This is a genomic window from Aliishimia ponticola, from assembly GCF_004803475.1.
GTDB lineage: Bacteria > Pseudomonadota > Alphaproteobacteria > Rhodobacterales > Rhodobacteraceae > Aliishimia > Aliishimia ponticola.
In genome coordinates, this window is the sequence record NZ_SRKY01000001.1 from 890715 (window position 1) to 911445 (window position 20731).

At 61.8% G+C, this 20731-nt stretch carries 25 protein-coding genes and 2 tRNA genes; 11 read left to right on the forward strand and 16 right to left on the reverse strand.

Going from position 1 to position 20731, the window contains the following annotated elements; genetic code table 11:
- Positions 1–5 precede the first annotated feature (5 nt).
- The 3 genes from E4Z66_RS04235 (at position 6) to E4Z66_RS04245 (ending at position 1451) form a co-directional block, all read left to right on the forward strand.
- Positions 6–82: transfer RNA gene (locus E4Z66_RS04235), tRNA-Pro, on the forward strand.
- A gap of 44 nt (positions 83–126) precedes the next feature.
- Entirely contained in the window at positions 127–1206 is a 1080-nt protein-coding gene (locus E4Z66_RS04240; protein ID WP_136461675.1) for a 2'-deoxycytidine 5'-triphosphate deaminase, read from the forward strand.
- 5 nt (positions 1207–1211) lie between these two features.
- Positions 1212–1451 carry a hypothetical protein gene (locus E4Z66_RS04245; RefSeq protein ID WP_136461676.1) on the forward strand — a complete coding sequence of 80 codons (240 nt, stop codon included), beginning with the start codon at positions 1212–1214 and terminating at the stop codon, positions 1449–1451.
- Between the two features lie 14 nt (positions 1452–1465).
- On the opposite strand, the gene E4Z66_RS04250 is transcribed toward E4Z66_RS04245, so the two are convergent.
- The 7 genes from E4Z66_RS04250 to E4Z66_RS04280 form a co-directional block, all read right to left on the reverse strand.
- The gene (locus E4Z66_RS04250; protein ID WP_136461677.1) at positions 1466–1678 is read right to left on the reverse strand and encodes a hypothetical protein; all 213 of its coding nucleotides are present in this window, start codon (positions 1676–1678) and stop codon (positions 1466–1468) included.
- Between the two features lie 63 nt (positions 1679–1741).
- Positions 1742–2395 (reverse strand): SMC-Scp complex subunit ScpB, encoded by a 654-nt coding sequence (gene scpB, locus E4Z66_RS04255; RefSeq protein ID WP_211097106.1) that lies wholly within the window; start codon positions 2393–2395, stop codon positions 1742–1744.
- A 1-nt stretch (position 2396) separates the two neighbouring features.
- Positions 2397–3182 (reverse strand): segregation and condensation protein A, encoded by a 786-nt coding sequence (locus tag E4Z66_RS04260; RefSeq protein ID WP_136461679.1) that lies wholly within the window; start codon positions 3180–3182, stop codon positions 2397–2399.
- Positions 3175–4179 (reverse strand): beta-N-acetylhexosaminidase, encoded by a 1005-nt coding sequence (gene nagZ, locus E4Z66_RS04265; RefSeq protein ID WP_136461680.1) that lies wholly within the window; start codon positions 4177–4179, stop codon positions 3175–3177. The genes E4Z66_RS04260 and nagZ overlap by 8 nt, the downstream gene beginning before the upstream one ends.
- Positions 4176–5171, reverse strand: coding sequence for an SPOR domain-containing protein (locus E4Z66_RS04270; protein ID WP_246035875.1), 996 nt, complete (start codon positions 5169–5171; stop codon positions 4176–4178). The genes nagZ and E4Z66_RS04270 overlap by 4 nt, the downstream gene beginning before the upstream one ends.
- Positions 5172–5261: 90 nt before the next feature.
- Positions 5262–7004: an arginine--tRNA ligase gene (gene argS / locus E4Z66_RS04275; RefSeq protein ID WP_136461681.1), complete on the reverse strand. Its 1743-nt coding sequence runs from the start codon at positions 7002–7004 to the stop codon at positions 5262–5264.
- Between the two features lie 46 nt (positions 7005–7050).
- Positions 7051–8226 (reverse strand): deoxyguanosinetriphosphate triphosphohydrolase, encoded by a 1176-nt coding sequence (locus E4Z66_RS04280; RefSeq protein ID WP_136461683.1) that lies wholly within the window; start codon positions 8224–8226, stop codon positions 7051–7053.
- Between the two features lie 83 nt (positions 8227–8309).
- Here E4Z66_RS04280 and E4Z66_RS04285 point away from each other — a divergent pair, with 83 nt between their 5' ends.
- The gene (locus E4Z66_RS04285) at positions 8310–8633 is read left to right on the forward strand and encodes a HesB/IscA family protein (protein ID WP_136461684.1); all 324 of its coding nucleotides are present in this window, start codon (positions 8310–8312) and stop codon (positions 8631–8633) included.
- Positions 8634–8679: 46 nt separating this feature from the next.
- Here the strand turns inward: E4Z66_RS04285 and E4Z66_RS04290 are convergent, their stop codons facing one another.
- Positions 8680–9732, reverse strand: a complete 1053-nt coding sequence (locus tag E4Z66_RS04290) for a DUF6902 family protein (RefSeq protein WP_136461685.1) — start codon at positions 9730–9732, stop codon at positions 8680–8682.
- A 32-nt stretch (positions 9733–9764) separates the two neighbouring features.
- The gene (locus E4Z66_RS04295; protein ID WP_136461687.1) at positions 9765–10172 is read right to left on the reverse strand and encodes a DUF6749 family protein; all 408 of its coding nucleotides are present in this window, start codon (positions 10170–10172) and stop codon (positions 9765–9767) included.
- 324 nt (positions 10173–10496) lie between these two features.
- Between E4Z66_RS04295 and xth the strand changes: the two genes are divergently transcribed.
- Positions 10497–11279 carry an exodeoxyribonuclease III gene (gene xth, locus E4Z66_RS04300; RefSeq protein WP_136462129.1) on the forward strand — a complete coding sequence of 261 codons (783 nt, stop codon included), beginning with the start codon at positions 10497–10499 and terminating at the stop codon, positions 11277–11279.
- Between the two features lies 1 nt (position 11280).
- Here xth and E4Z66_RS04305 read toward each other — a convergent pair whose 3' ends face one another.
- Entirely contained in the window at positions 11281–11862 is a 582-nt protein-coding gene (locus E4Z66_RS04305) for a biotin transporter BioY (protein ID WP_136461688.1), read from the reverse strand.
- A 114-nt stretch (positions 11863–11976) separates the two neighbouring features.
- On the opposite strand from E4Z66_RS04305, the gene E4Z66_RS04310 reads away from it, so the two are divergent.
- The 4 genes from E4Z66_RS04310 (at position 11977) to E4Z66_RS04325 (ending at position 15424) form a co-directional block, all read left to right on the forward strand.
- The gene (locus E4Z66_RS04310; protein WP_136461690.1) at positions 11977–12633 is read left to right on the forward strand and encodes an SDR family NAD(P)-dependent oxidoreductase; all 657 of its coding nucleotides are present in this window, start codon (positions 11977–11979) and stop codon (positions 12631–12633) included.
- Between the two features lie 106 nt (positions 12634–12739).
- Positions 12740–13522: a 5'/3'-nucleotidase SurE gene (surE, locus tag E4Z66_RS04315; RefSeq protein ID WP_136461692.1), complete on the forward strand. Its 783-nt coding sequence runs from the start codon at positions 12740–12742 to the stop codon at positions 13520–13522.
- Positions 13519–14160, forward strand: a complete 642-nt coding sequence (locus tag E4Z66_RS04320) for a protein-L-isoaspartate(D-aspartate) O-methyltransferase (RefSeq protein ID WP_136461693.1) — start codon at positions 13519–13521, stop codon at positions 14158–14160. Before surE ends, E4Z66_RS04320 begins: the two co-directional genes overlap by 4 nt.
- 73 nt (positions 14161–14233) lie before the next feature.
- Positions 14234–15424: a peptidoglycan DD-metalloendopeptidase family protein gene (locus E4Z66_RS04325; RefSeq protein ID WP_136461695.1), complete on the forward strand. Its 1191-nt coding sequence runs from the start codon at positions 14234–14236 to the stop codon at positions 15422–15424.
- A 114-nt stretch (positions 15425–15538) separates the two neighbouring features.
- Here E4Z66_RS04325 and E4Z66_RS04330 read toward each other — a convergent pair whose 3' ends face one another.
- From E4Z66_RS04330 to E4Z66_RS04345, 4 genes are read right to left on the reverse strand one after another with little or no spacing between them, the layout of a single operon-like run.
- Complete coding sequence (locus tag E4Z66_RS04330; protein ID WP_136461696.1) at positions 15539–16384, reverse strand: ATP-binding protein; 846 nt, start codon at positions 16382–16384, stop codon at positions 15539–15541.
- The gene (tatC, locus tag E4Z66_RS04335; protein WP_136461698.1) at positions 16381–17301 is read right to left on the reverse strand and encodes a twin-arginine translocase subunit TatC; all 921 of its coding nucleotides are present in this window, start codon (positions 17299–17301) and stop codon (positions 16381–16383) included. Before tatC ends, E4Z66_RS04330 begins: the two co-directional genes overlap by 4 nt.
- A complete protein-coding gene (gene tatB / locus E4Z66_RS04340; protein WP_136461699.1) occupies positions 17298–17765 on the reverse strand; it encodes a Sec-independent protein translocase protein TatB in 468 nt (155 codons plus the stop codon). Before tatB ends, tatC begins: the two co-directional genes overlap by 4 nt.
- 6 nt (positions 17766–17771) lie before the next feature.
- Complete coding sequence (locus tag E4Z66_RS04345) at positions 17772–17990, reverse strand: twin-arginine translocase TatA/TatE family subunit (RefSeq protein WP_136461701.1); 219 nt, start codon at positions 17988–17990, stop codon at positions 17772–17774.
- A 189-nt stretch (positions 17991–18179) separates the two neighbouring features.
- Between E4Z66_RS04345 and E4Z66_RS04350 the strand changes: the two genes are divergently transcribed.
- Entirely contained in the window at positions 18180–18863 is a 684-nt protein-coding gene (locus E4Z66_RS04350; RefSeq protein ID WP_136461702.1) for a helix-turn-helix transcriptional regulator, read from the forward strand.
- On the opposite strand, the gene E4Z66_RS04355 is transcribed toward E4Z66_RS04350, so the two are convergent.
- Positions 18860–19732 (reverse strand): glycosyltransferase family 2 protein, encoded by an 873-nt coding sequence (locus E4Z66_RS04355; protein ID WP_136461704.1) that lies wholly within the window; start codon positions 19730–19732, stop codon positions 18860–18862. The genes E4Z66_RS04350 and E4Z66_RS04355 overlap by 4 nt on opposite strands.
- Before the next feature lie 113 nt (positions 19733–19845).
- On the opposite strand from E4Z66_RS04355, the gene E4Z66_RS04360 reads away from it, so the two are divergent.
- Positions 19846–20595: a hypothetical protein gene (locus E4Z66_RS04360; RefSeq protein ID WP_136462130.1), complete on the forward strand. Its 750-nt coding sequence runs from the start codon at positions 19846–19848 to the stop codon at positions 20593–20595.
- Positions 20596–20635: 40 nt separating this feature from the next.
- On the opposite strand, the gene E4Z66_RS04365 is transcribed toward E4Z66_RS04360, so the two are convergent.
- A tRNA-Asp gene (locus E4Z66_RS04365) sits at positions 20636–20712 on the reverse strand.
- Positions 20713–20731 lie beyond the last annotated feature (19 nt).

Consider the following 20731-nt stretch of genomic DNA (forward strand, 5'->3'; position numbering starts at 1 on the left):
CAATTCGGGCTATGGCGCAGCCTGGTAGCGCGTCCGTCTGGGGGACGGAAGGTCGCAGGTTCGAGTCCTGCTAGCCCGACCAAATCTACCCCTCTCCGGCCCCTGAACATCTGTTAAGGGGTGACGATGTCCGGAGTACTTCCAAATCAGCACATCCAGCGGATGATCGCCGAAGGCCAGATCGGCACCGGCACACCGCTTGCCGAAGGGCAAATCCAACCCGCCAGCCTTGATCTGCGCCTTGGAACCGTCGCGCACCGCGTGCGGGCCTCGTTTCTGGCCGGTCACGGGCGCAGCGTCGAAGATCGCCTGCAAGAATTCGAAATGCACCGCATCGACCTGAGCCAAGGCGCGGTGCTGGAAAAGGGCTGTGTGTATGTCGTCCCGCTGATGGAAGACCTCGCCCTGCCGGCGGGAATCAGCGCCGTCGCGAATGCCAAAAGCTCTACCGGGCGGCTTGATCTTCTGACCCGCACCATTACCGATGGCGGCAGCGAATTCGATCGCGTTGCCGAAGGCTATACCGGACGGCTCTATGCAGAAATCTGCCCACGCAGTTTCTCGGTACTGGTGCGCCCCGGAATGCGGCTGAACCAGATCCGGTTCCGATCCGGCCATGCGGTTTTAAGCGATGACGAACTGACCGCGCTGCATACCTCCACACCGCTGGTCGATGGCACCGCGATGATCGATGACGGCCTCGGCTTTTCCGTCGACCTGAAACTGCCCGGCTCGACCCTTGTGGGGTATCGCGCAAAGCCGCATACCGGCGTGATCGACCTTGACCGGATCGGGGAATACGACCCCCGCGCCTATTGGGAAGAGGTCCATGCCGAGAACGGGCAGATCATCCTCGACCCCGGTGCGTTCTACATTCTGGTGAGCCGCGAGGCGGTGCATATCCCGCCCGACTACGCCGCCGAAATGGCCCCCTATCTGGCAATGGTGGGGGAGTTCCGCGTGCATTATGCGGGGTTCTTTGATCCCGGTTTCGGGCATGACGCGGCGGGCGGCACCGGTTCACGAGGCGTGCTGGAAGTGCGCTGCCACGAAGCCCCTTTCGTTCTGGAACATGGGCAAATCGTTGGCCGGCTGGTCTATGAGAAAATGGCCGAAGCCCCCACCCAGCTTTACGGGCGCGAGATCAAATCCAACTATCAGGGACAGGGCTTGAAACTGTCCAAGCACTTCAAAACACCCGCGTAATTCGCGTGGGGCTGACGAACGTGCATCTGCTCTACGGAATGCTTGTTTGCGCCTTTGGGCCTGTCATTTTGATGGTCGTCTACGCCCTGTTCACTGGGCAGCTGCGATATTTCTTTTCAAACAAGGACATCGCGCGCGACAGGATCGCCACATCGCGCGTCATGCGTATTTTGGGCAAAGTCGCAGTGATCGGGTTCCTGATCTACTGCGGCCTGCTCGCCGTTCTGGTTGCTACCAGCTTATGATCCGCGCATTTGCTTCAGTCTGAGCGCTGCTCTTCCGCGGCCCGGCGCGCGCGCCGCTCAGCCCGAATGCGATCACGCTCACTGGTATCGCGGGGCGCATTGCCCCCGGCTGTCTTCTTCGGTCTGCGCATCTGCCCGACCTTGTTGATCCCGACATTCATGCCCTTGTTGACCGCCTTGCGGATGAACATGCGCATGATCATGTTCGCGAGTTGGTTCATATTCATCGATTAATTCCTGCTGCCTCGCATGCCTGTATAGCAGGTATTGTGGCAAATTTCAGGACCATCTTAATCCTCGAAGAGTTCGGACTGCCCCTCGACCGCTTGATCGTCCTCGTCATCCTGATCGCTGACCGTCACCCCAAGCGGCGGGCGGTTCTCCAACAGTCCGGCCGACCGCAGTTCTTTCAGCCCCGGCAGATCGCGCGCGTTCTCCAGCCCGAAGTGATCAAGGAAGGTTGGCGTCACCACGAAGGTCACGGGCCGCCCCGGCGTCATCTTGCGCCGACCAAAGCGGATCCACTCAAGCTCCAGCAACTGATCCACCGTCCCCCGGCTGACAGACACGCCGCGGATTTCCTCGATCTCTGCCCGCGTGACCGGTTGATGATAGGCAATGATCGCCAGCGTTTCGATCGCGGCACGGCTGAGCTTGCGTGTCTCCACCGTTTCCTTTTGCATCAGGAAGCCAAGGTCCGACGCCGTGCGCATCGCCCAGGCATCGCCCACCCGCACCACATGCACGCCGCGCCCCTCATAGCGTTTGCGCAGATAGACCAGCGCCTCCGCCGCGTCGCAGCCATGCGGCATCCGGGCCTCAAGCTCTGCTGTCGTGACCGGCTCTGCCGTCGCAAAGAGGATCGCTTCGACCATACGCTCCTGTTCGGCCATGGGCGGCGCATCGAACAGGCTTTCTTCTTTCTCTTCAGGGATGTCCGACATGTTATTGATCCTTCTTTCGAATTTGGATCGGGGCGAATGTCTCAGATTGCCGGATCACCAGTTTACCTTCCTTAACAAGCTCAAGCGAGGCGGCAAACGTGGCCGCCGTGGCCGAGCGGCGCTTGACCGGATCGGATTCCCAGCCTTCCGGCAGAAAGGAAACGATGTCTGCCCAATCCCCGGCAAAGCCAATCAATCCGCGCATCCGCTCCAACGCCTGTTCCATCGTGAACACCCGGTCGCGATCCATCACGAAGGGACGGAATTCATCCTTTGTACGGATACGCGCATAGGCTTGCATCAGATCGAGAAGCGTCGCCGTGTAAGTCACTTTACGCACGCGGCTTACATCTGTTGTGATACCGCGCGCAAAGAAGTCCCGCCCCAACTGGTCGCGGGCCATAAGCCGCGCCGCGCTTTCCCGCATGGCCTGCAAACGTTCCAACTGAAACGCCAGATGTGCGGCCAGTTCTTCGCCCGAGGGCCCCTCGTCCTTGGGGTCCGGCGGCAGCAAGAGCCGCGATTTGAGAAAGGCAAGCCACGCCGCCATCACAAGGTAGTCTGCGGCAAGCTCCAACCGAAGCTGCTTGGCTTTTTCAACGAAAACAAGGTATTGGCGCGCCAGTTGCAGAATGGAAATCTGCCGCAGGTCAAGTTTCTGGGTCCGCCCCAATGTCAGCAACAGGTCGAGCGGCCCTTCGAACCCCTCGACATCGACAATCAGCGCCTCTGCCGCGAGACGCTCATTCACCGATAACTTGTCTTCCTGAAACTCGTTGTCAGACATTCAAAGCCCCGCCCAGAAGCGCCTCAAGTTCGGCCTCCATGGCGGGAATGTCAATTGCCCCCTCGGGCTTTCGCGCGGCTTCGGCAGCTTCGGCGCGGGCTTGGGCCGCGTCGCTCATCTGGCCTGCGGCTTCGGCAACCTCGCGGCGCTGCGCGAATGTGTCGTTGCAATGCAGAACCACATCGCAGCCCGCATCCAGCGATTGACGCGACAGATCGGCAAGCGAACCGCTCAGCGCCTTCATGGAAATATCGTCGGTCATCAGCAGCCCGTCGAACCCGATTTCCGTCCGGATCATGTCGATCGTTTTGGGACACAGGGTCGCCGGAAGATCGCTGATCGCGGAATAGACAAGATGCGCGGTCATCGCCATCGCCTCGCCTGCAAGGGCTTGAAAAGGCTGGAAGTCGCTGTCGCGCAGCGCGTCCAGAGAGGCAGACACAACGGGCAGATCGAAATGCGAATCCTGCTGGGCGCGGCCATGCCCCGGAATGTGCTTGATCACGGGCATCACGCCGCCGTCGCGCAGCCCGTCCGCTGTGGCCAGACCATTGGCGATGACCTGCTCGGCAGACGTGCCATAGCAACGGTTATGCAGGAATGGATGCGTGTCCGGGCGCGCCACATCCAAAGTCGGGATGCAGTTGCTATCAAGGCCGATGGACAACAGCTCATCCGCCATGATCCGTGCGCGCAGATACATTGCCCGCACCGGATCGCTGGCCGCGTTGATGAAATCAAGCGGCGCGGACCATTCCCGCCATTGCGGCGCGCGCAGGCGCTGAACGCGCCCACCTTCCTGATCGATGGTGATCAAACAGTTGCGCCCGACAGCCTCCCGCAGGGAGTCGCACAGGGTATGCACCTGTTCCGGCGTCTCAATATGGCGCGCGAACAGGATGAATCCAAAGGGATTAACCTCTCTGAACAGCGCGCGTTCATCTTCGTTAAGGGTCGGCCCGTCCGTGGAAAGGATGCAGGCCCCGTATCGGCTCATCGAGACACGACCGGAATGCAATCCGCGCCTTCTGCCACCAAGGCAGAACAGAAGCGCCGCGCGTCGGCCAGATCGTCAAAGCCCATAGCCCGCAGACGATAGAACTTGCGCCCGCCAGAGGACGCTTCTTCGATCACACGATCCTTGGCATCCAGCAAATCGCCGAAACGGGCGGTGAACTTGTCCCATTCGGCGCGCGCACGTTCGCGCGTATCATAGGCCCCAAGCTGGGCCAGACGGGTGCCTGCTGGCAGCGCAGCCGCGTCGATCTCGCGCGGGCCGGTCGGAGCCGCCACGGGCTGCGGCGCGGTGTTCAGACGCACAGGACGCAATTGAGGACGCAGCGACACCTGGATACCCGGCTGATCGGCCATGGCCAGCACCAGCGCGTTGGCAATGTCGGTCGATTGGGTCGCCACAGCCGGGATCACCTTGGCAGCGCCGTCCAGCGGCTCCACCCCATCGGTCAGCGCCGCGACAAGATCATCCATAGACCCGCTTTGCGCAGCTTCCGTCACGCGGTCCGCTGTGTCATCGGCGACGTCTTCCGCATCCAGCCGTTCCTCGGCCAATTGCTCTGCCACGGCCTGTTGCACGATCGCCACGGCATCATCATCCAGCGGCACGTCTTCATCGGTCAAATGCACCGGTTGCGGCGCCAGAACCAGACGATCTGCGGGCGCTTCCGCCCCGCCATCCGCGGCCACAGCGTTCACGGCAAGACCTTGGTGCTGCGCCAGTTCCCCACCCGGATCCTCGGGGCGCACCCGCATCTCCCCCTGCATGGCGCGTACCACCGGAATGCCGGTCACGTCCCGCATCATCAGCTTGTAGCCCCAGACGCCGACACCGACGACCAAGGCCACGGACATCACCGCACCTGTCAGATTTGTGATATTATTCAGCGCGTTACGGCGCACCGGCGCCAACTCACCCTCGGGATACTTGAAAGATTGCGGCGCCTCCGCTGCCACGCGCGTTTCATAAGCCATACTCTGCCTCTTCGCCCGGACGGTCTTGTTGCCGCCATTCGGGTCTCTCGCCGGTTGTTATACTGCTCGGGCCTGCATGGCACGCTTTGGTCAGCGCATCTCTTCCGCAGGCTCTACGCCCAAGATACCAAGACCGGCAGAAATAACAACGGCGACGGCACGCGCCAGAGCGATTTTTGGCAAGGACGTAGCCGCATCCTCCTGCAGGAAGCGCAGACCCGGCAAATCGTTGCCCTTATTCCACAACCCGTGGAATTCTCCGGCAAGGTCATAAAGATAGAACGCAACCCGATGCGGCTCATGCGCGTCGGCGGCGGCTTCGACCAAACGGGGCCATTCGGCCAGTTTACGGATCAAGGCCAGTTCGGACGGATCCTCAAGCCCGGAAAGGTCCTGCGCGGTCAGCACGGCGTCGGACGCATCCCACCCCTGCTCTGCCGCCTTGCGCAAGACGCTGGCGACACGGGCATTGGCGTATTGCACGTAGAAAACGGGGTTCTCGCGGCTTTGCTCAAGCACCTTGTCGAAATCGAAATCCAGCGGCGCGTCATTCTTGCGGGTCAGCATGTGGAAGCGCGTCACGCCGGGGCCGACCTCATCCACCACATCGCGCAGGGTGACAAATGTCCCTGCCCGTTTGGACATCTTGAACGGCTCGCCGTTCTTGAACAGCTTCACCAACTGCGTCAGCTTGATGTCGAGCGGGACCGCCCCCCCCGACAGCGCAGAGACCGCCGCTTTCATCCGTTTCACATAGCCGCCGTGATCCGCGCCGAACACATCGATCAGCGCATCGAAGCCGCGCTGCACCTTGTCGTAGTGATAGGCGATATCGGGCGCGAAATAAGTCCAGGACCCATCCGATTTCATCACCGGGCGGTCCACATCGTCCCCATGTTCGGTCGATTTGAACAATGTCTGTTCGCGCGGTTCCCAATCTTCGGGCTTTTTGCCCTTGGGCGGCTCCAGCACGCCTTCATAGATCAGGCCCTTGCCGCGCAGATCCTCCAGCGCGGCTTCGATCTTGCCCGTGCCATAAAGCGACTTTTCCGAATAGAACACGTCCATTTCGACGCCCAGAGCGGCCAGATCATCGCGGATCAGGTCCATCATCGCTTCGGTGGCGTATTCCCGGATATCGGCCAGCCATTCGGCCTCGGGCTTGCCCACATAGGCATCGCCGACTTTCTCTTTCAGCGCAGCGCCGACCGGGATCAGGTAATCGCCGGGATAGGTGCCGTCTTCGAAGGCAACCTCTTGCCCATGGGCTTCGAGATACCGCAGATAGACGGACCGGGCGAGTACATCGACCTGCGCGCCGCCATCGTTGATGTAGTATTCGCGTGTGACGTCATAACCCGCGAAATCCAGCAGGCTCGCCAGCGCATCGCCAAAGACCGCGCCGCGCGTGTGGCCCACATGCAGCGGCCCCGTCGGGTTGGCAGAGACATATTCGACGTTGATCTTCTGACCCTGCCCCATGGCAGAGCGTCCGAAATCCGCGCCCGTTTTCAGAACCCCGGTGACAACGCCCTGCCACAGCGCAGGTGCGAGCAGCAGGTTGAGAAAGCCCGGACCCGCGACCTCGGCACTGGTGATGCGGGCATCGGCGGCCAGCTTTTCGGCCAGCGCATCGGCAATATCGCGCGGTTTCATCTTGGCAGGCTTGGCCAGAACCATCGCCGCGTTGGTCGCCATATCCCCATGCGCGGCATCGCGTGGCGGTTCGACCGTCACGTTGCGCGTATCCAGCCCGGCCGGCAGCGTTCCCGCCGCTTCCAGCGCCGCGAGCGCGTCGATCACCAATACACGAATGTCTGCAAACAGGTTCATGGGTCTCTCCTTTGACCTGCGCGGTTTAGCAGGACGGATGCGCGCGTCAACGGGGGCTGAAGGTCGAGATGGTCCCAAGTGAGCCGATCAGCCGCGCATGTTCCTGAATGGCGAAGCGATCCGTCATCCCCGCGATATAGTCGGAAACCAGCCGCGCCAAATCCTGTTCATCGCGCGCCTCTTCCACATCCTTACGCCATTGCTTGGGCAAATGCTGCGGGTGACTTTGGTAATAGGGGAACAGCTCGTTCATCACCTGTGTCACCTTTTCGCGCACCACCACGACCGACGGCGCGCGATACATGCGTTCAAAAAGGAAGGCGCGGATCTTCTTGAGATCCTCGAACACAGGCTGCGAGAACCGGATGACGGATTTGCCCGCCATCCGCACATCATCGACAGAGGCCGGGTCGATCTCTGCCAGACGCTCTTGCGCCACGGCGATCACATCCTCGACCAACACGCCAAAGAACCGGCGCAGCGCCTCGTGGCGGCGGCGGTAATAGTTGAGGCCGGGATATTTCGCATCCACCTGCGCAAAGCAGCGATCGAGGATCGGCAATTCCGCCAGTTCGTCGGTGGAAAACAGTTCCGCCCGCAACCCGTCGTGCAGATCATGGTGGTTATAGGCCACGTCGTCAGCAATCGCGGCCACCTGCGCCTCGGCGCTGGCATGGGTATGCAGTTCCAGATCGTGGCCCGCGTTATATTCGGCCAGCGCCCATGGCATCGGGTCATCCAGAACCGGACCGTTATGCTTGGCGATGCCTTCCAGCGTTTCCCATGTCAGGTTGAGCCCGTCGAAATCGGCATAGTGCCGTTCCAGCCGGGTGACGATGCGGATTGCCTGCGCGTTGTGATCGAACCCGCCATAGGGCTGCATCAGCGCATGAAGCGCATCCTCGCCCGTGTGACCGAAGGGTGTGTGCCCCAGGTCATGGGCCAGCGCGACGGCTTCGGTCAGTTCTTGGTTCAGCCCAAGCGATCCCGAAATCGTCCGCGCCACCTGTGCCACTTCGATCGAATGGGTCAGGCGCGTGCGGAAATAATCGCCCTCATGTTCGATGAAGACTTGCGTCTTGTGTTTCAGCCGCCGAAAGGCGCTGCAATGGATGATCCTGTCGCGGTCGCGCTGAAAACAGGAGCGATGCGCGCTTTCCGGTTCGGAAAAGCGACGCCCTCGGGCAAGTGCCGGGTCCGAGGCATAGGGGGCCTGTGCCAAGTCGTGATCTGCCTTGTTCTTGTACCGTGTCCCACGGCTGTCTATATGTCAGGCGTATCTGTATGAAAACCAGGTGACGACAGATGAATCTTCCTCCCAATGTGACATCCCGTGCATTTGAACGGCTGGCAGAGATCGGCGCGGCGGCGCAGGGTCAGGCGCTGCGCGTCGCGGTCGAGGGCGGCGGATGTTCCGGGTTTCAGTACGAAATCGCGCTGGATACGCGCAAGGACGACGATCTTGTGCTGGAAGGCAATGGCGAAGCGGTGCTGATCGACGAGGTATCATTGCCATTTCTGGCCGGGGCCACGATCGATTTTTCCGAAGAATTGATTGGCGCCCGGTTCGTCATCGACAATCCGAACGCCACGTCGTCCTGCGGCTGCGGCACATCGTTTTCGATGTAATCCGCGGATCGATGGGCCGCGTCACGTGCCCATGGTCCAGCCCCGCCTATAGGGCTGGCGCACTTGTCCGCGCGAACTGACGATAGAACGCATCGAAATGATCGGTGCTGTCCTCGGCGGCGCTGAGAATCTCCAACGATTGCATCCCAAGGCGCGGCAACATGCGGCCCCGCACCCGCTGCCAATCCCCGGACGCCAATTCCGGCAGCGCCCCGCTGAGGTCGCGCAGCGGCCGCGCGCTTGGCCGTGACATACAGATTTGCGCCCGCCCTTCCGGCATATCCAGCCGGAACGGATCGCGCCCGGCAATCCCCGCCAACCAACCGCACACAAGATAGCTGTGGTAATCGTCAAAGGGCGCCGGACCGTCGACCGCGATCGCTTGCGCCGCGCCATGTGCGCTCAGCACGGCGGCCTCCCAGGTTGTACTGGGGCGTTCCCCCGCATATCGCAGCGACACGCAGATTTCCGCGAGCAAGTCATAGTCCTGATCCAGGAAAGCCAGCAGCCCGGCAAAGGTCAGGCTTTGCACCGCGCTCTCACTGATCTGCGGATCGCAGCGCCCGTAATCGGACAGGTAAAAGACGATATGGGTCAGCTCATAGGCTGCCTTCTTGTTCGGCACGGCAAAGGTCGCCGTCCGATCGATAAAGCGATGCAGCCGCCCGGTCAGGTCTGCATCCGGTGCCGAACATCCCCGCCGCGCCAGCAAGCGATGGGCCTCGGCCCGCTGCAAATCCGACAGCTCCGCCTCTGCCAGCCCTTCCCGCGCGGCCCATTCGCAAATCGCCGCGCCCTTGTCGCCCGCCATCCCCAGCTCTTCGAGGTCCAGACAGATCGACAGCAGGAACCGGTAATATTGCGGGTATTGCGCGATCCGCTCTGCCATCTGGTCATAGACCGACGCATAGACCGGTAATACATCGTCCGCGTCGGCCCCAGTGGCGACCAGAATGTTGAGAAACTCGGCATTCTCCTTCAGCCAGAACACATCCGCCACATCGCGGCGATGATCTGCGAACAAGGCCGCGTGGCCGGCCGGCCGGGACATGCCCGCCCGGCTAAGCCGATGATCGTTCAACGTGATGACATTCGACATCTACGGTCCTCCTCCTTGGAAGACGCGCCCGATCAGGACGCTGAGGAGAAAAGACCCGTCACGGCGCCTTCGCCAAGCTCGGTCGTCATTTCCGGCGAAGAGGCCGAAGAGAACGCGCCCGTTGCCGCGCCATCACGGATTTCGCCCTGCGCCGGGGCGGAGGCGGAGGAGAACATCTCGACCAGATCGCCGCCATCGATGCGGGTTGCCGCGGGGCTGGAGGCCGAGGAAAACATCTGCGTGCCTTCGCCCGCCAGGCTGTCTGCCGATGCGGCCGGGGTGGAGGCCGACGAGTACATTTCCACACAGGCACCTGTGTCCATGGACGCGCTGGTCGGCATCGAGGCGGAGGAGAACATTTCAACGCCTTCACCGGTCTCCAGATCAAATGCAGTTTCAGTAGAGTGCTGGTTCTCAACGATTTTTTGAACAGCGGTCATAGCGAACATCCTTTCCTGTGGGTTGAGTTCCCCATGACGCTGCACCCGCTTAACGAGAGTTTGTGAGTCCTTTTTTACTAACGAAAAGTTAACCCGGCCTGTTATCCACATGAGCCAAAAACGCCATCTAAACCCCTGCAATTGATAAAAATTTTCCGCAACCCCTGCGGGAAAAAGTTATCCCCAATACGCAGACGGATGGACTCCACAACCATGAGGCGAGTTCGTTACCAAGGCGTTAATCGCTTGCCCCGTTTCGGGCCTGCATTTACCCATTCAGAATCGCCCGTCCGGGTCGATCTACCAGATATGGGGAGCCAGAAATTGCGAATCGCCACGTTCAACATCAATGGAATCAAGGCGCGTGTTCAGGCGCTGACGGACTGGCTGGAAGCCGCCGCGCCCGATGTCGCGATTCTGCAAGAGATCAAATCCGTGGACGAAGGGTTCCCGCGCAGCCAGTTCGAGGACATGGGCTATGTGGTCGAAACCCACGGGCAGAAAAGTTTCAACGGGGTCGCGATCCTGTCGAAGCACCCGCTGGAGGATGTCACGCGCGGCCTGCCCGGTGATGAAAGCGACGAACAGGCCCGCTATATCGAAGCGACCGTGATCGGGGACGCGCACGCGATCCGGCTGTGCGGGCTGTACCTGCCAAATGGCAATCCGGTGCCCGGCCCCAAATATGACTACAAGCTGGCGTGGATGGCCCGGCTTGAGGCGCGCGCGCGCCAATTGCTGGCCGAAGAAACGCCGTTCCTGATGGCGGGCGATTACAACATCATCCCACAAGACGAGGACGCGCGCCGCCCCGAGGCCTGGCGCGAGGATGCGCTGGCGCGCCCCGAAAGCCGCGCTGCCTTCCGCCGGATCGTCAATCTTGGTCTGACGGATGCTTTCCGCGCCCGTGTCTCAGGGCCGGAGCATTATTCGTTCTGGGATTATCAGGCGGGGGCGTGGAACCGGGATGACGGCATTCGCATCGACCATGTTCTGCTCTGTCCCTATGCGGCCGATTGGTTGACCGATGTGGGGATCGACAAGGACGTGCGCGCGGGCGAAAAGCCGTCGGATCACGTCCCTGTCTGGGTTGATTTGGCGCTTTAGATCAGCGCGTCAGGGCCTTGTAGCCGCCCGAAATCACCAACGCGGCGATCACGGCTTTGACAAGGTCGCCGATCAGGAAGGGGGCCATGAAGCCGCCCCAGACCGACGCAGCGGACAGACCGACCCAGCCGCCTTCAAGGCCCATCGCACCAGCAACGGCCATCGGCCACGCAACGCCAGGGATATAAAGAACGGCAGAGGCGATCACACCTGCCAGCGCCGCCAGCCCAAAAGACCGAGCCCAGCCGCGATCTGCGAAAAAGCCCGCGATCCATGCCAGCGCAACAAAGCCGATCAGGAAGCCCCCGGTCGGGCCGAAGAAGGCCGCGCCGTTTCCGGCATTGGCGAAAACGGGCAGACCCATGGCGCCTTCCGCCAGATAGGCCAGAACCGTGACCGCGCCCATGCGTGCGCCGAAGCTCAGCCCGACCAGCAGGATCGCCAGCGTCTGCAACGTCATCGGCACCGGATACATCGGAACGCTGATCTGCGCGCAGATCGCAATGAAAAGAGAACCGCCAAGCACCATCATGGCTTTCTTGGCGAGGCTTTGCGTACCGAACGCAGTCTGTGCGAGCGTCATGTCGTCGTGATCTCCCTATAGAGTTAACCTTGGTTCGCGCATTTGCCGCGTTGCCGCAAAGACTGTCAAGCCGCCCCCCTTGCTCTCGCCGCGTCAAACTGCCAAAGCGCAGCCATGGCACAGACAGATCAAAAACTGGCGCTGGTCACCGGCGCGTCTCGCGGGCTTGGCGCGGCTTTGGCAGAAGCGCTGGCTCCCCAGTATCACATCGTCGCCGTGGCGCGCACGGTGGGCGGGCTCGAAGAGCTTGACGATCGTATCAAGGCAAAAGGCGGCGCGGCGACGCTGGCGCCGATGGATATCACCGACAAGAACGCAATGGCGACCTTGTGCCGGGGAATCCATGACCGTTGGGGCAAAGTTGATATGTGGTTGCACAGTGCAATCCATGCCGCCCCGCTGACACCGACCAGTATGCTCGAAGGCAAGGATTTCGACAAATCCGTTGCGGTCAACCTGACAGCCACCGCCACCTTGATCACCTATGTCGCGCCGCTGCTTGGCGATCAGGGACAGGCCGTTTTCTTCCATGACGACCGGGCCGGGCAGAAATTCTTCGGCAGTTACGGCGCCACCAAGGAAGCGCAACTTGCCCTGGCCCGCAGCTGGCAGGCGGAGACCGTCAAAACCGGCCCCAAGGTGCATATCCTGCAAACCCCGCCCTTGGCGACCGCCCTGCGCGCACGCTTCTTCCCCGGCGAAGACCGCGCGCCGCTCAGTGCGCCGCACAGCGCCGCCGCAACCCTTCTGAGCGAGCTTGATCTAGGCTAAGGCGCTTTTCCGGGGCAAGAATTGCCTTTCGGGCATATGCCACCGCTTGCCCGCCCGCACGCTCCGACCTATCAAGGCGCAGGAACAGCGCCGGGGACCCCATATCATGCGAATACTCATCACGAATGACGATGGCATCAACGCACCGGGGCTAGAAACGCTGCACGCGATCGCAATGGAAATCGCAGGCCCGCAAGGCGAGGTCTGGACAGTTGCCCCCGCGTTCGAACAATCGGGCGTGGCCCATTGCATCAATTACACCAAGCCCACGATGATCTCGGAACTGGGCGAACGGCGCTTCGCCGCCGAAGGCAGCCCTGCCGATTGCGTTCTGGCAGGCATCAACGATTTGATGCCGCACCGGCCGGACCTTGTGCTGTCCGGTATCAACCGCGGGAACAACTCGGCTGAAAACACGCTCTATTCCGGGACGCTGGGCGGCGCGATGGAAGGGGCCTTGCAGGGTGTTCCCGCCATTGGCCTGTCGCAATATTACGGCCCCGAAAACCGGGATGAGGACGATCCGTTCGAAGCCTCTGCCAAACATGGCACGGCCGTTATCCGCGCAATCCTTGACGCCGGGTTTGAGGAAGACACCCCCTACCCGCTGTTCTACAACGTGAATTTCCCGCCCGTGCCTGCCGCCGACGTCAAAGGCATCAAGGCCGCACCGCAGGGCCGTCGCCCCGGCGTGCATTTCGGCGCAGAACGGTTCACCTCGCCCAGTGGACGCCACTACCTGTGGATCAAGGGCGGCGACCAGCGCGTGCGCACCGCGCCCGAGGCCGACGCGGCGCTGAATCTCGACGGGTTCATCAGCGTGACCCCGATGCGCGCCGACCTGACCGCCCATGACGCGCTCGCCAAGCTGGAGGCCGTCTTGCGATGAGCGATATCGCCGAACGGCAGATGCAGTTCCTGTTCACCCTGCGTTCGCGCGGGGTGACGGACAAACGGGTGCTCAACGCGATGGAACAGGTCGATCGCGGCCCTTTCATCCGGGGCATCTTTGCCGAACGCGCCTATGAAGACACGCCATTGCCTATCGCCTGCGGCCAGACGATCTCGCAACCTTCGGTGGTCGGGCTGATGACGCAGGCGCTGCGGATCAATCCACGCGATACGGTGCTGGAGATCGGGACCGGCTCTGGCTATCAGGCCGCGATCCTGTCAAAGCTGGCGCGGCGCGTCTATACGATCGACCGCCACAAGCGGCTGGTTCAGGAAGCCAGCGACATCTTCGAGGATATGAACCTCACCAATATCACCCCGATTACCGGTGACGGCTCACACGGATTGCCCGATCAGGCGCCGTTTGATCGTATCATCGTGACCGCCGCAGCCGAAGACCCGCCCGGGCCGCTCTTGGCGCAGCTCAAAATAGGCGGTATCATGGTCGTGCCCGTGGGCCAGTCTGATGCGGTTCAACACCTGATCCGTGTCCGCAAAGAGGAAACCGGGCTGGAATATGACGAGCTTCTTCCAGTGCGCTTCGTGCCGCTTCTCGAAGGGCTTGGCAAAGACTGATCGCAACGCGACACGACCGCAAGACTATATCCGAGCCCCGGCCAACAGGGGCATGGGAATGAGGACAAAGCAGATGACACATCCCTTCCTGCGCAGCAGTGTCGCCATCTTGGCGCTCAGCGCACTCGCAGCCTGCGAAGACGGTCTCGACTTCGACCTGCGCGGCGGCACCGGCAGTTTCACGACGGCCCAGGCCGCGCAACAGGCCACGGCAGCACGCCCGCAGCCCGATAATCGCGGCATCATCTCCTACCCGAATTACCAGGTCGCCGTTGCGCGGCGCGGGGATACGGTGGCCGATGTGGCATCCCGGATCGGCAGCGACGCCGATGCGCTCGCCAAGTTCAACGGCCTGCCCATTGACGCGACGCTGCGCGCTGGCGAAATCATCGCCCTACCCGGCCGGGTCGCTGAACCCTCACCTGCGACCGGCGCAGCCGCCACCGGCCCCATCCGCCCCGCCAGCGACGTGGATGTGACCACCTTGGCCGGACAGGCCATCGACAACTCGGCGCAAACGACGCCCAGCACCACCACGACCACCACGCAGCCAGTTGCGCAAACCGGCGAAGAACCGATCCGCCACAAAGTCGTGCGCGGTGAAACAGCGTATTCGGTGGCCCGCCTCTACAATGTGCCGGTCCGCTCCCTTGCCCGCTGGAACAGCCTCGGGCCGCAATACGCGATCCGCGAAGGCCAGTACCTGCTGATCCCCGTGGCCGAGGCAACGCCGCCCGCAACGGCGGCTACAACAGCCGAGGCGACAACAGCGCCCGGCGAAGGCTCGCCCACGCCGCAACCGCCCTCCGCCGCAAAACCGCTGCCGAAAGAAGACGTCGCGCCGGCGGCCTCTCCGAAGCCGGCTCCGCCCGCCCCCAAACCCGATCTCGGCGCTGCCACGAAACCCGCCCCAAGCGGGCAGCTTGCCTACCCGGTCCAAGGCACGATCATCCGGGACTACGCGAAGGGCCGCAATGATGGCATCAATATCAAAGGCGCGGCAGGCGGCGCGGTCAAAGCCGCCGATGCAGGCACCGTGGCGGCCATTACCGAAAGCGCCGATGGCGTGCCGATCATCGTGGTCCGGCATCAGGACAACCTGCTGACCGTCTACGCGAATGTCACGGATGTGAGTGTCAAGAAGGGCGATCAGGTGCGCCGCGGCCAAGGGCTCGCCAAGCTGCGACAAGGCGATCAAAGCTTCGTCCATTTCGAAGTCCGCAAAGGCTTCGAGAGCGTCGATCCGAACGATTACCTGAACTAACCGCCCTTCATTGTTCTCAAATACTCCGGAGGGGGTCCGGGGGAGGCAGCGCCTCCCCCGCCGGTCGGATCGCGTCAGCGATCCGAACCACCCGAACCTCTCACACCAATAGGCTCAGCGCGTGATGGCCACGCCCTTGCGCCCCGCCAGATCGGTAAAGAACTGCCACGCAACGCGGCCCGAACGCGATCCGCGCGTCGCCTGCCATTCGATCGCTTCGGCCCGAAGCTCTTCATCGCTGACCACCACGCCATAGGCATCGCAATATCCCCGGATCATGGCCAGGTAAGCGTCCTGATCGCAGGGATGGAACCCCAGCCACAGGCCGAAGCGGTCCGACAGGGAAACCTTTTCCTCCACCGCCTCGGACGGGTTGATCGCCGAAGATCGCTCGTTCTCGATCATGTCGCGCGGCATCAGATGGCGCCGGTTCGACGTGGCATACAGAACCACGTTGTCCGGCCGCCCCTCGATCCCGCCATCCAGCACCGCTTTGAGCGATTTGTAGTGTTGGTCATCGCCGCCAAAGCTCAGATCGTCGCAAAACAGTACGAACCGCGCCGGAGCGGTCCGCAGTACATTCAACAACCGCCCCACCGTCGGCAAATCCTCGCGCTGCAATTCCACGATTTTCAGCGCTGGATGATCTGCGTGGACATGGGCATGAATCGCTTTGACAAGGCTGGATTTCCCCATGCCCCGCGCGCCCCACAGCAGGGCGTTATTCGCGGGCAGCCCTGCTGCGAATTGGCGCGTATTGGCCAACAATGTATCGCGGGCGCGGTCGACCCCGACCAACAAATCCATGGGAACATGGTTCACGCGGGCAATGGGTTCCAGCCGATCCGGCTCCACATGCCAGACGAAGCCCGCGGCGGTGTCCCAGTCGGGGGCGGCCATCGGCGCCGGAGCCATCCGCTCCAGCGCCGCGGCAATACGCTCCATCGCGGCATCGCTCATCGGTCTTCGCCATCCTGATCTTTGTTCAGATCGGCATCCCAGTCTTCGTCCATCTCGTCATCCCACAGACCTTCAGCCTGCAACTTCGCCTTACGCTGCTTTTCGACACGTTTCACAAGCTGGATGGAGATTTCATAAAGCCCGTAAACCACGACAAAGAGGATCAACTGCGTCACCACATCGGGCGGCGTCACCACGGCAGCAAGCACCAGAATACCCACCATCGCGTATTTGCGCACATTGATCAGCCCGGTCGAACTTACCAGCCCGGCCTTGCCCATCAGCGTCAGCAAAACGGGCAATTGAAAGCACAGGCCGAAGGCCAGAATGAACTTTAGCGTGATGTCGAGGCTCTCATTGACCTTGCCATTGAAGACAATCGTCGGACGCGAGGTCTCCGCCACCGCTTCGCCCCCGTTCAGCATCGAGGTGAACATCGACGACGCATCGGCGAAGCCCAGCAAGAAGGTCATCGCCAGCGGCGTCACCACGAATTGCGCGAAACTCGCCCCCAGCAGGAACATGACCGGCGAGGCGATCAGGAACGGCATGAAGGCGTTCTTTTCCTGCCGGTACAGCCCCGGCGCCACGAAGCGCCACATCTGATAGCCGATCACCGGAAAAGCCAGCCCGAAGCCGAACACCATCGACACGCGGAACAGCGTGAACAGGTATTCCTGCGGGCTGGTATATTGGAATGTCGGTGACGGATCGCCCAGCGATCGCAGCGTGTTCTCGATCGGATCGAGCAGGAAGTTAAGCACATGGGCCGCCACGAACTCCCCCTGCCACGGGATGAAGAACACGGTAATGGCGATTAGGAACGCGATCACAGAGCGGATAAGCCGCGTGCGCAATTCCGCAAGGTGTTCGATCAGCGGCGCTGCGCTGTCGTCAATATCGTCGGTTTGGCTCATGCGTTGTCCTTGGCGCCGCCGCTTGGGCTATCTGCCTGCATTGCCGCCTCTGCCTCTTCTGCCTTCTTCAGCGCCTCGGCGGCCTCACGCGCTTTGCGTTCGGCTGCGGCCCGCGCCGTCTTGGCCTGAATTTTCTTGGTCTGCTCCGCGCGTTCCGCCGCCAGCTTGCCGGTTTCACTGTCAGGATCGAAATCCATCTTGTTCAGCGATGAGGCCGCATCCTTGACGCCATCCATCGCCGATTTCACCGGGTTGGCCGCCGCGTTCAGCGATTTCTGGATGTCGCGCACCCCGGCCTCGTCCGCCGCGTCATTCATGGCGGTGGTGAATTCGCGCGCCATCCCCCGCATACGCCCGACCCAGCGGCCCGCATTGCGGAACAGGACCGGAAGATCCTTCGGTCCCACCACGATCAGCGCAACGATGCCGATGACCAGCAGTTCGGCAAAGCCCAGATCGAACATCGGGGATTACACCTTGTCTTTGTCGTCCGCGGGCGTGACGTCTTTGGCCGCTTCCGCTGTTTCCGCTTCGATTTCCTGCGAGCCTTCATTGATGCCGCGCTTGAAAGAGGTGATCCCCTTGCCGACTTCGCCCATCAGACCGGCGATCTTGCCGCGTCCGAACAGAACCAGCACGACAACCGCGATAAGAATGATGCCTGGAAGGCCGATATTTCCGAGTCCCATGTGACGTCTCCCATATGTCTTTGAGGGCCAAGTGGCCCGCCGTCCCAAGCGTTTTACTGCGCGCAGCGCGCCGCGCGGAAGGCTTGCATCCCCCCGGAACGGCGCAAAGCGGGGATTTCAGGGTTGAAAATCACCGCCGGGAATGACACCTGACAGGTTAATGTCAGTATATAACCCCCATTTGCCGCGATGACCCGCACCCAACGTCTACATCGGCTGCTGTCGCTGCTGCGCGATGGCGCTGTGCATACCGCCGCCGATCTGGCCGCGCAGGTCGGGGTATCGGTGCGCACGATCTACCGCGATATGGACACCCTTCAAGCGTCCGGCGTGCCCATCGAAGGGGCGCGCGGCACGGGCTACCGCGCGACGGGAGAGATCACCCTGCCCCCGCTGACACTGACGCCGCAGGAATTGGAGGCGCTCAATCTCGGCATTGCCATCGTGGCGGAGGCCGCAGATCCCGATCTGGCAAGCGCCGCAGCATCGTTGGGCGACAAGCTGGATGGGCTGTTGCCGGAACAGGTGATCTCTGACACCGATGCGTGGAAATTCGCGACCTATCCTTTTGCGGACAGCGCACGCGGGCTTGGCCATATGCCGACCTTGCGCAGCGCCATCCGGGCGCGTCAAAAGTTGCGACTGCGGATAACAACCCCCGACGGCCAAAGCGCCGACCGCATTGCGCGGCCGCTGCGCATCGAAAACTGGGGGCGTGTCTGGCTGCTGACCATCTGGTGCGAAACCACATCCGCCTTCGATACCCTCCGGCTGGACCTGATCGATGCGGCAGTAGCGCTGCCCGAACTTTTCACCGACGAGCCGGGCAAAACCCTGGACGATCTTCCCCCCGGAACCGGCCAGCAGGGTTAGAACAAGCCGCTGAACCGCTCCGGCAGCACGAACTGTTTGGCGAAATCCGGGCGGCGGAATTCATAATACCCGGTGGTGCCACGCGGGCCGAAGCTGCGCTGCATCTTGCGGCGCACCCAGCTTAGATCAAAGCCGTCTTCCATCTCGATCTCGGCGAACTTCTCAAAGATGGCGCGATCCTCGCCGCGTGCTTCCGCGAACCAGTGTTGCCCAATCGCGGTTTCCTTGATCCCTGCCCCGATCTCGGAAGTGACGGCGTTGCGCCGATCCATCGCCTCGACATACGCGGTGAAGTCGCACCATTTGAGGTGCAGCAGGTACAGCTCATCGGGCGTGTGCAGCTTGTTGTACTGCGCAAAATGCCCACCGCGTGCCAGTTTCACCGGGGTCGAGACGATGCATGGCTTTGAATAATGCGGCGCAAGGCGCACATGGCGGCGCGGGCCCAGAATGGTGTCGGTGATTGGTGTGTCTTCGATATCGATCCGGTGGATCACCTCAAGCCCAACAGGCGTATAGACCCGGCCATCGGCCGCATCTTCAAGCCAGTCGCGCAGATTGACGCCCTTGGCGGGATCCACGACGACCAGCTCATCCACGTCGCCCACCAGCACATGCCGGTAATAGCGCCGCAACCCGCCCACCAGGTTATTAAGCAACGACCACCGCTTGATATCGAAATTCTTGTGCGGATCGCCGGGAATGCCGATGATATTGCATCCTTCGGCCAGCGCAGCGACCTCGGCCCCGCGCCCGTGATTGATCACATAGCAATTTTCGCGCCCGAACAATGTCCCGTAATGGCGCAGCCACGCCTTCAGAAAGAACGTGTCATCCCGCACCATCGTTACTGCGGCTACTGTTTGCATCTGCCCTGCCCTCAGCCCTGTTTGCGGCTTTTCCCGCGACAATAGCTATCCGGGAGATATAAGAGAATCACAAATAATTCATCGCCATGCAATGTGACCAACAAGCCGCGCCCATGATCCTGACCGATTTCGCCCACACCGGGTTTGCCCTTCATCTGGCCACAGACCAGCCCATCACACGCTATCAGGTGCTGGGCGAAAGGTCCTCGGGGACCAATTTCGCGAAACGGCTATTGGGGCGGAATACCGATCTGAAACCGACAGAGGCGCTGGGGTGGAAACACGGGTTTCCCCATGCCCTCGCCATCCCGCCGGACCTGCTGGTGATCGGGGTTGTCCGGTCCGCCAAAAGCTGGGCGCTGTCGATGCATGCAAAGCCCTGGCATGCCGGCCCGGACCTGCAGGCGTTGCCACTATCGGACTTCCTGCGGGCGCCATGGGACAGTTACGTGGATCGCCCGCGCTACTTTGACGGCGCGGCGGCGGCAGGCATCGTGGGCCAGCCTCTACAGTATGACCGCCACCCGTTGACCGGCGCACGTTTTGACAACCTGTTCGCCCTGCGGCGCGCCAAGTTGGCAGGGCTGCTCAGCTATGCGGAACGGGGCTGCAATTTTGCGCTTTTGCGGATGGAGGACATGACCGCCCAGCCCGAGGCCACGTTGGACAAGCTGCTGAGCGCATTGCCCAATTCCAAGCGTGCGGAAAGCTTCCGGCCCGTCATCAAACGGCTTGGGTCCAAGTTCAAACCGGCTATCCCCGCGCGGCCCGACACACCAAAAGCACTGTCTGAAGACGATCTGGATTTCCTGCGCGCCGAAACCGACAAAACACAGGAAGCCATTCTCGGGTACACTTACTAAGTGACCGAAAAGGCTTCCGAATTTCCCTAGGGGGAGAAAGTGGCGCGGTTGACGGGGCTCGAACCCGCGACCCCCGGCGTGACAGGCCGGTACTCTAACCAACTGAGCTACAACCGCGCGTGAGGGGCGATTTACG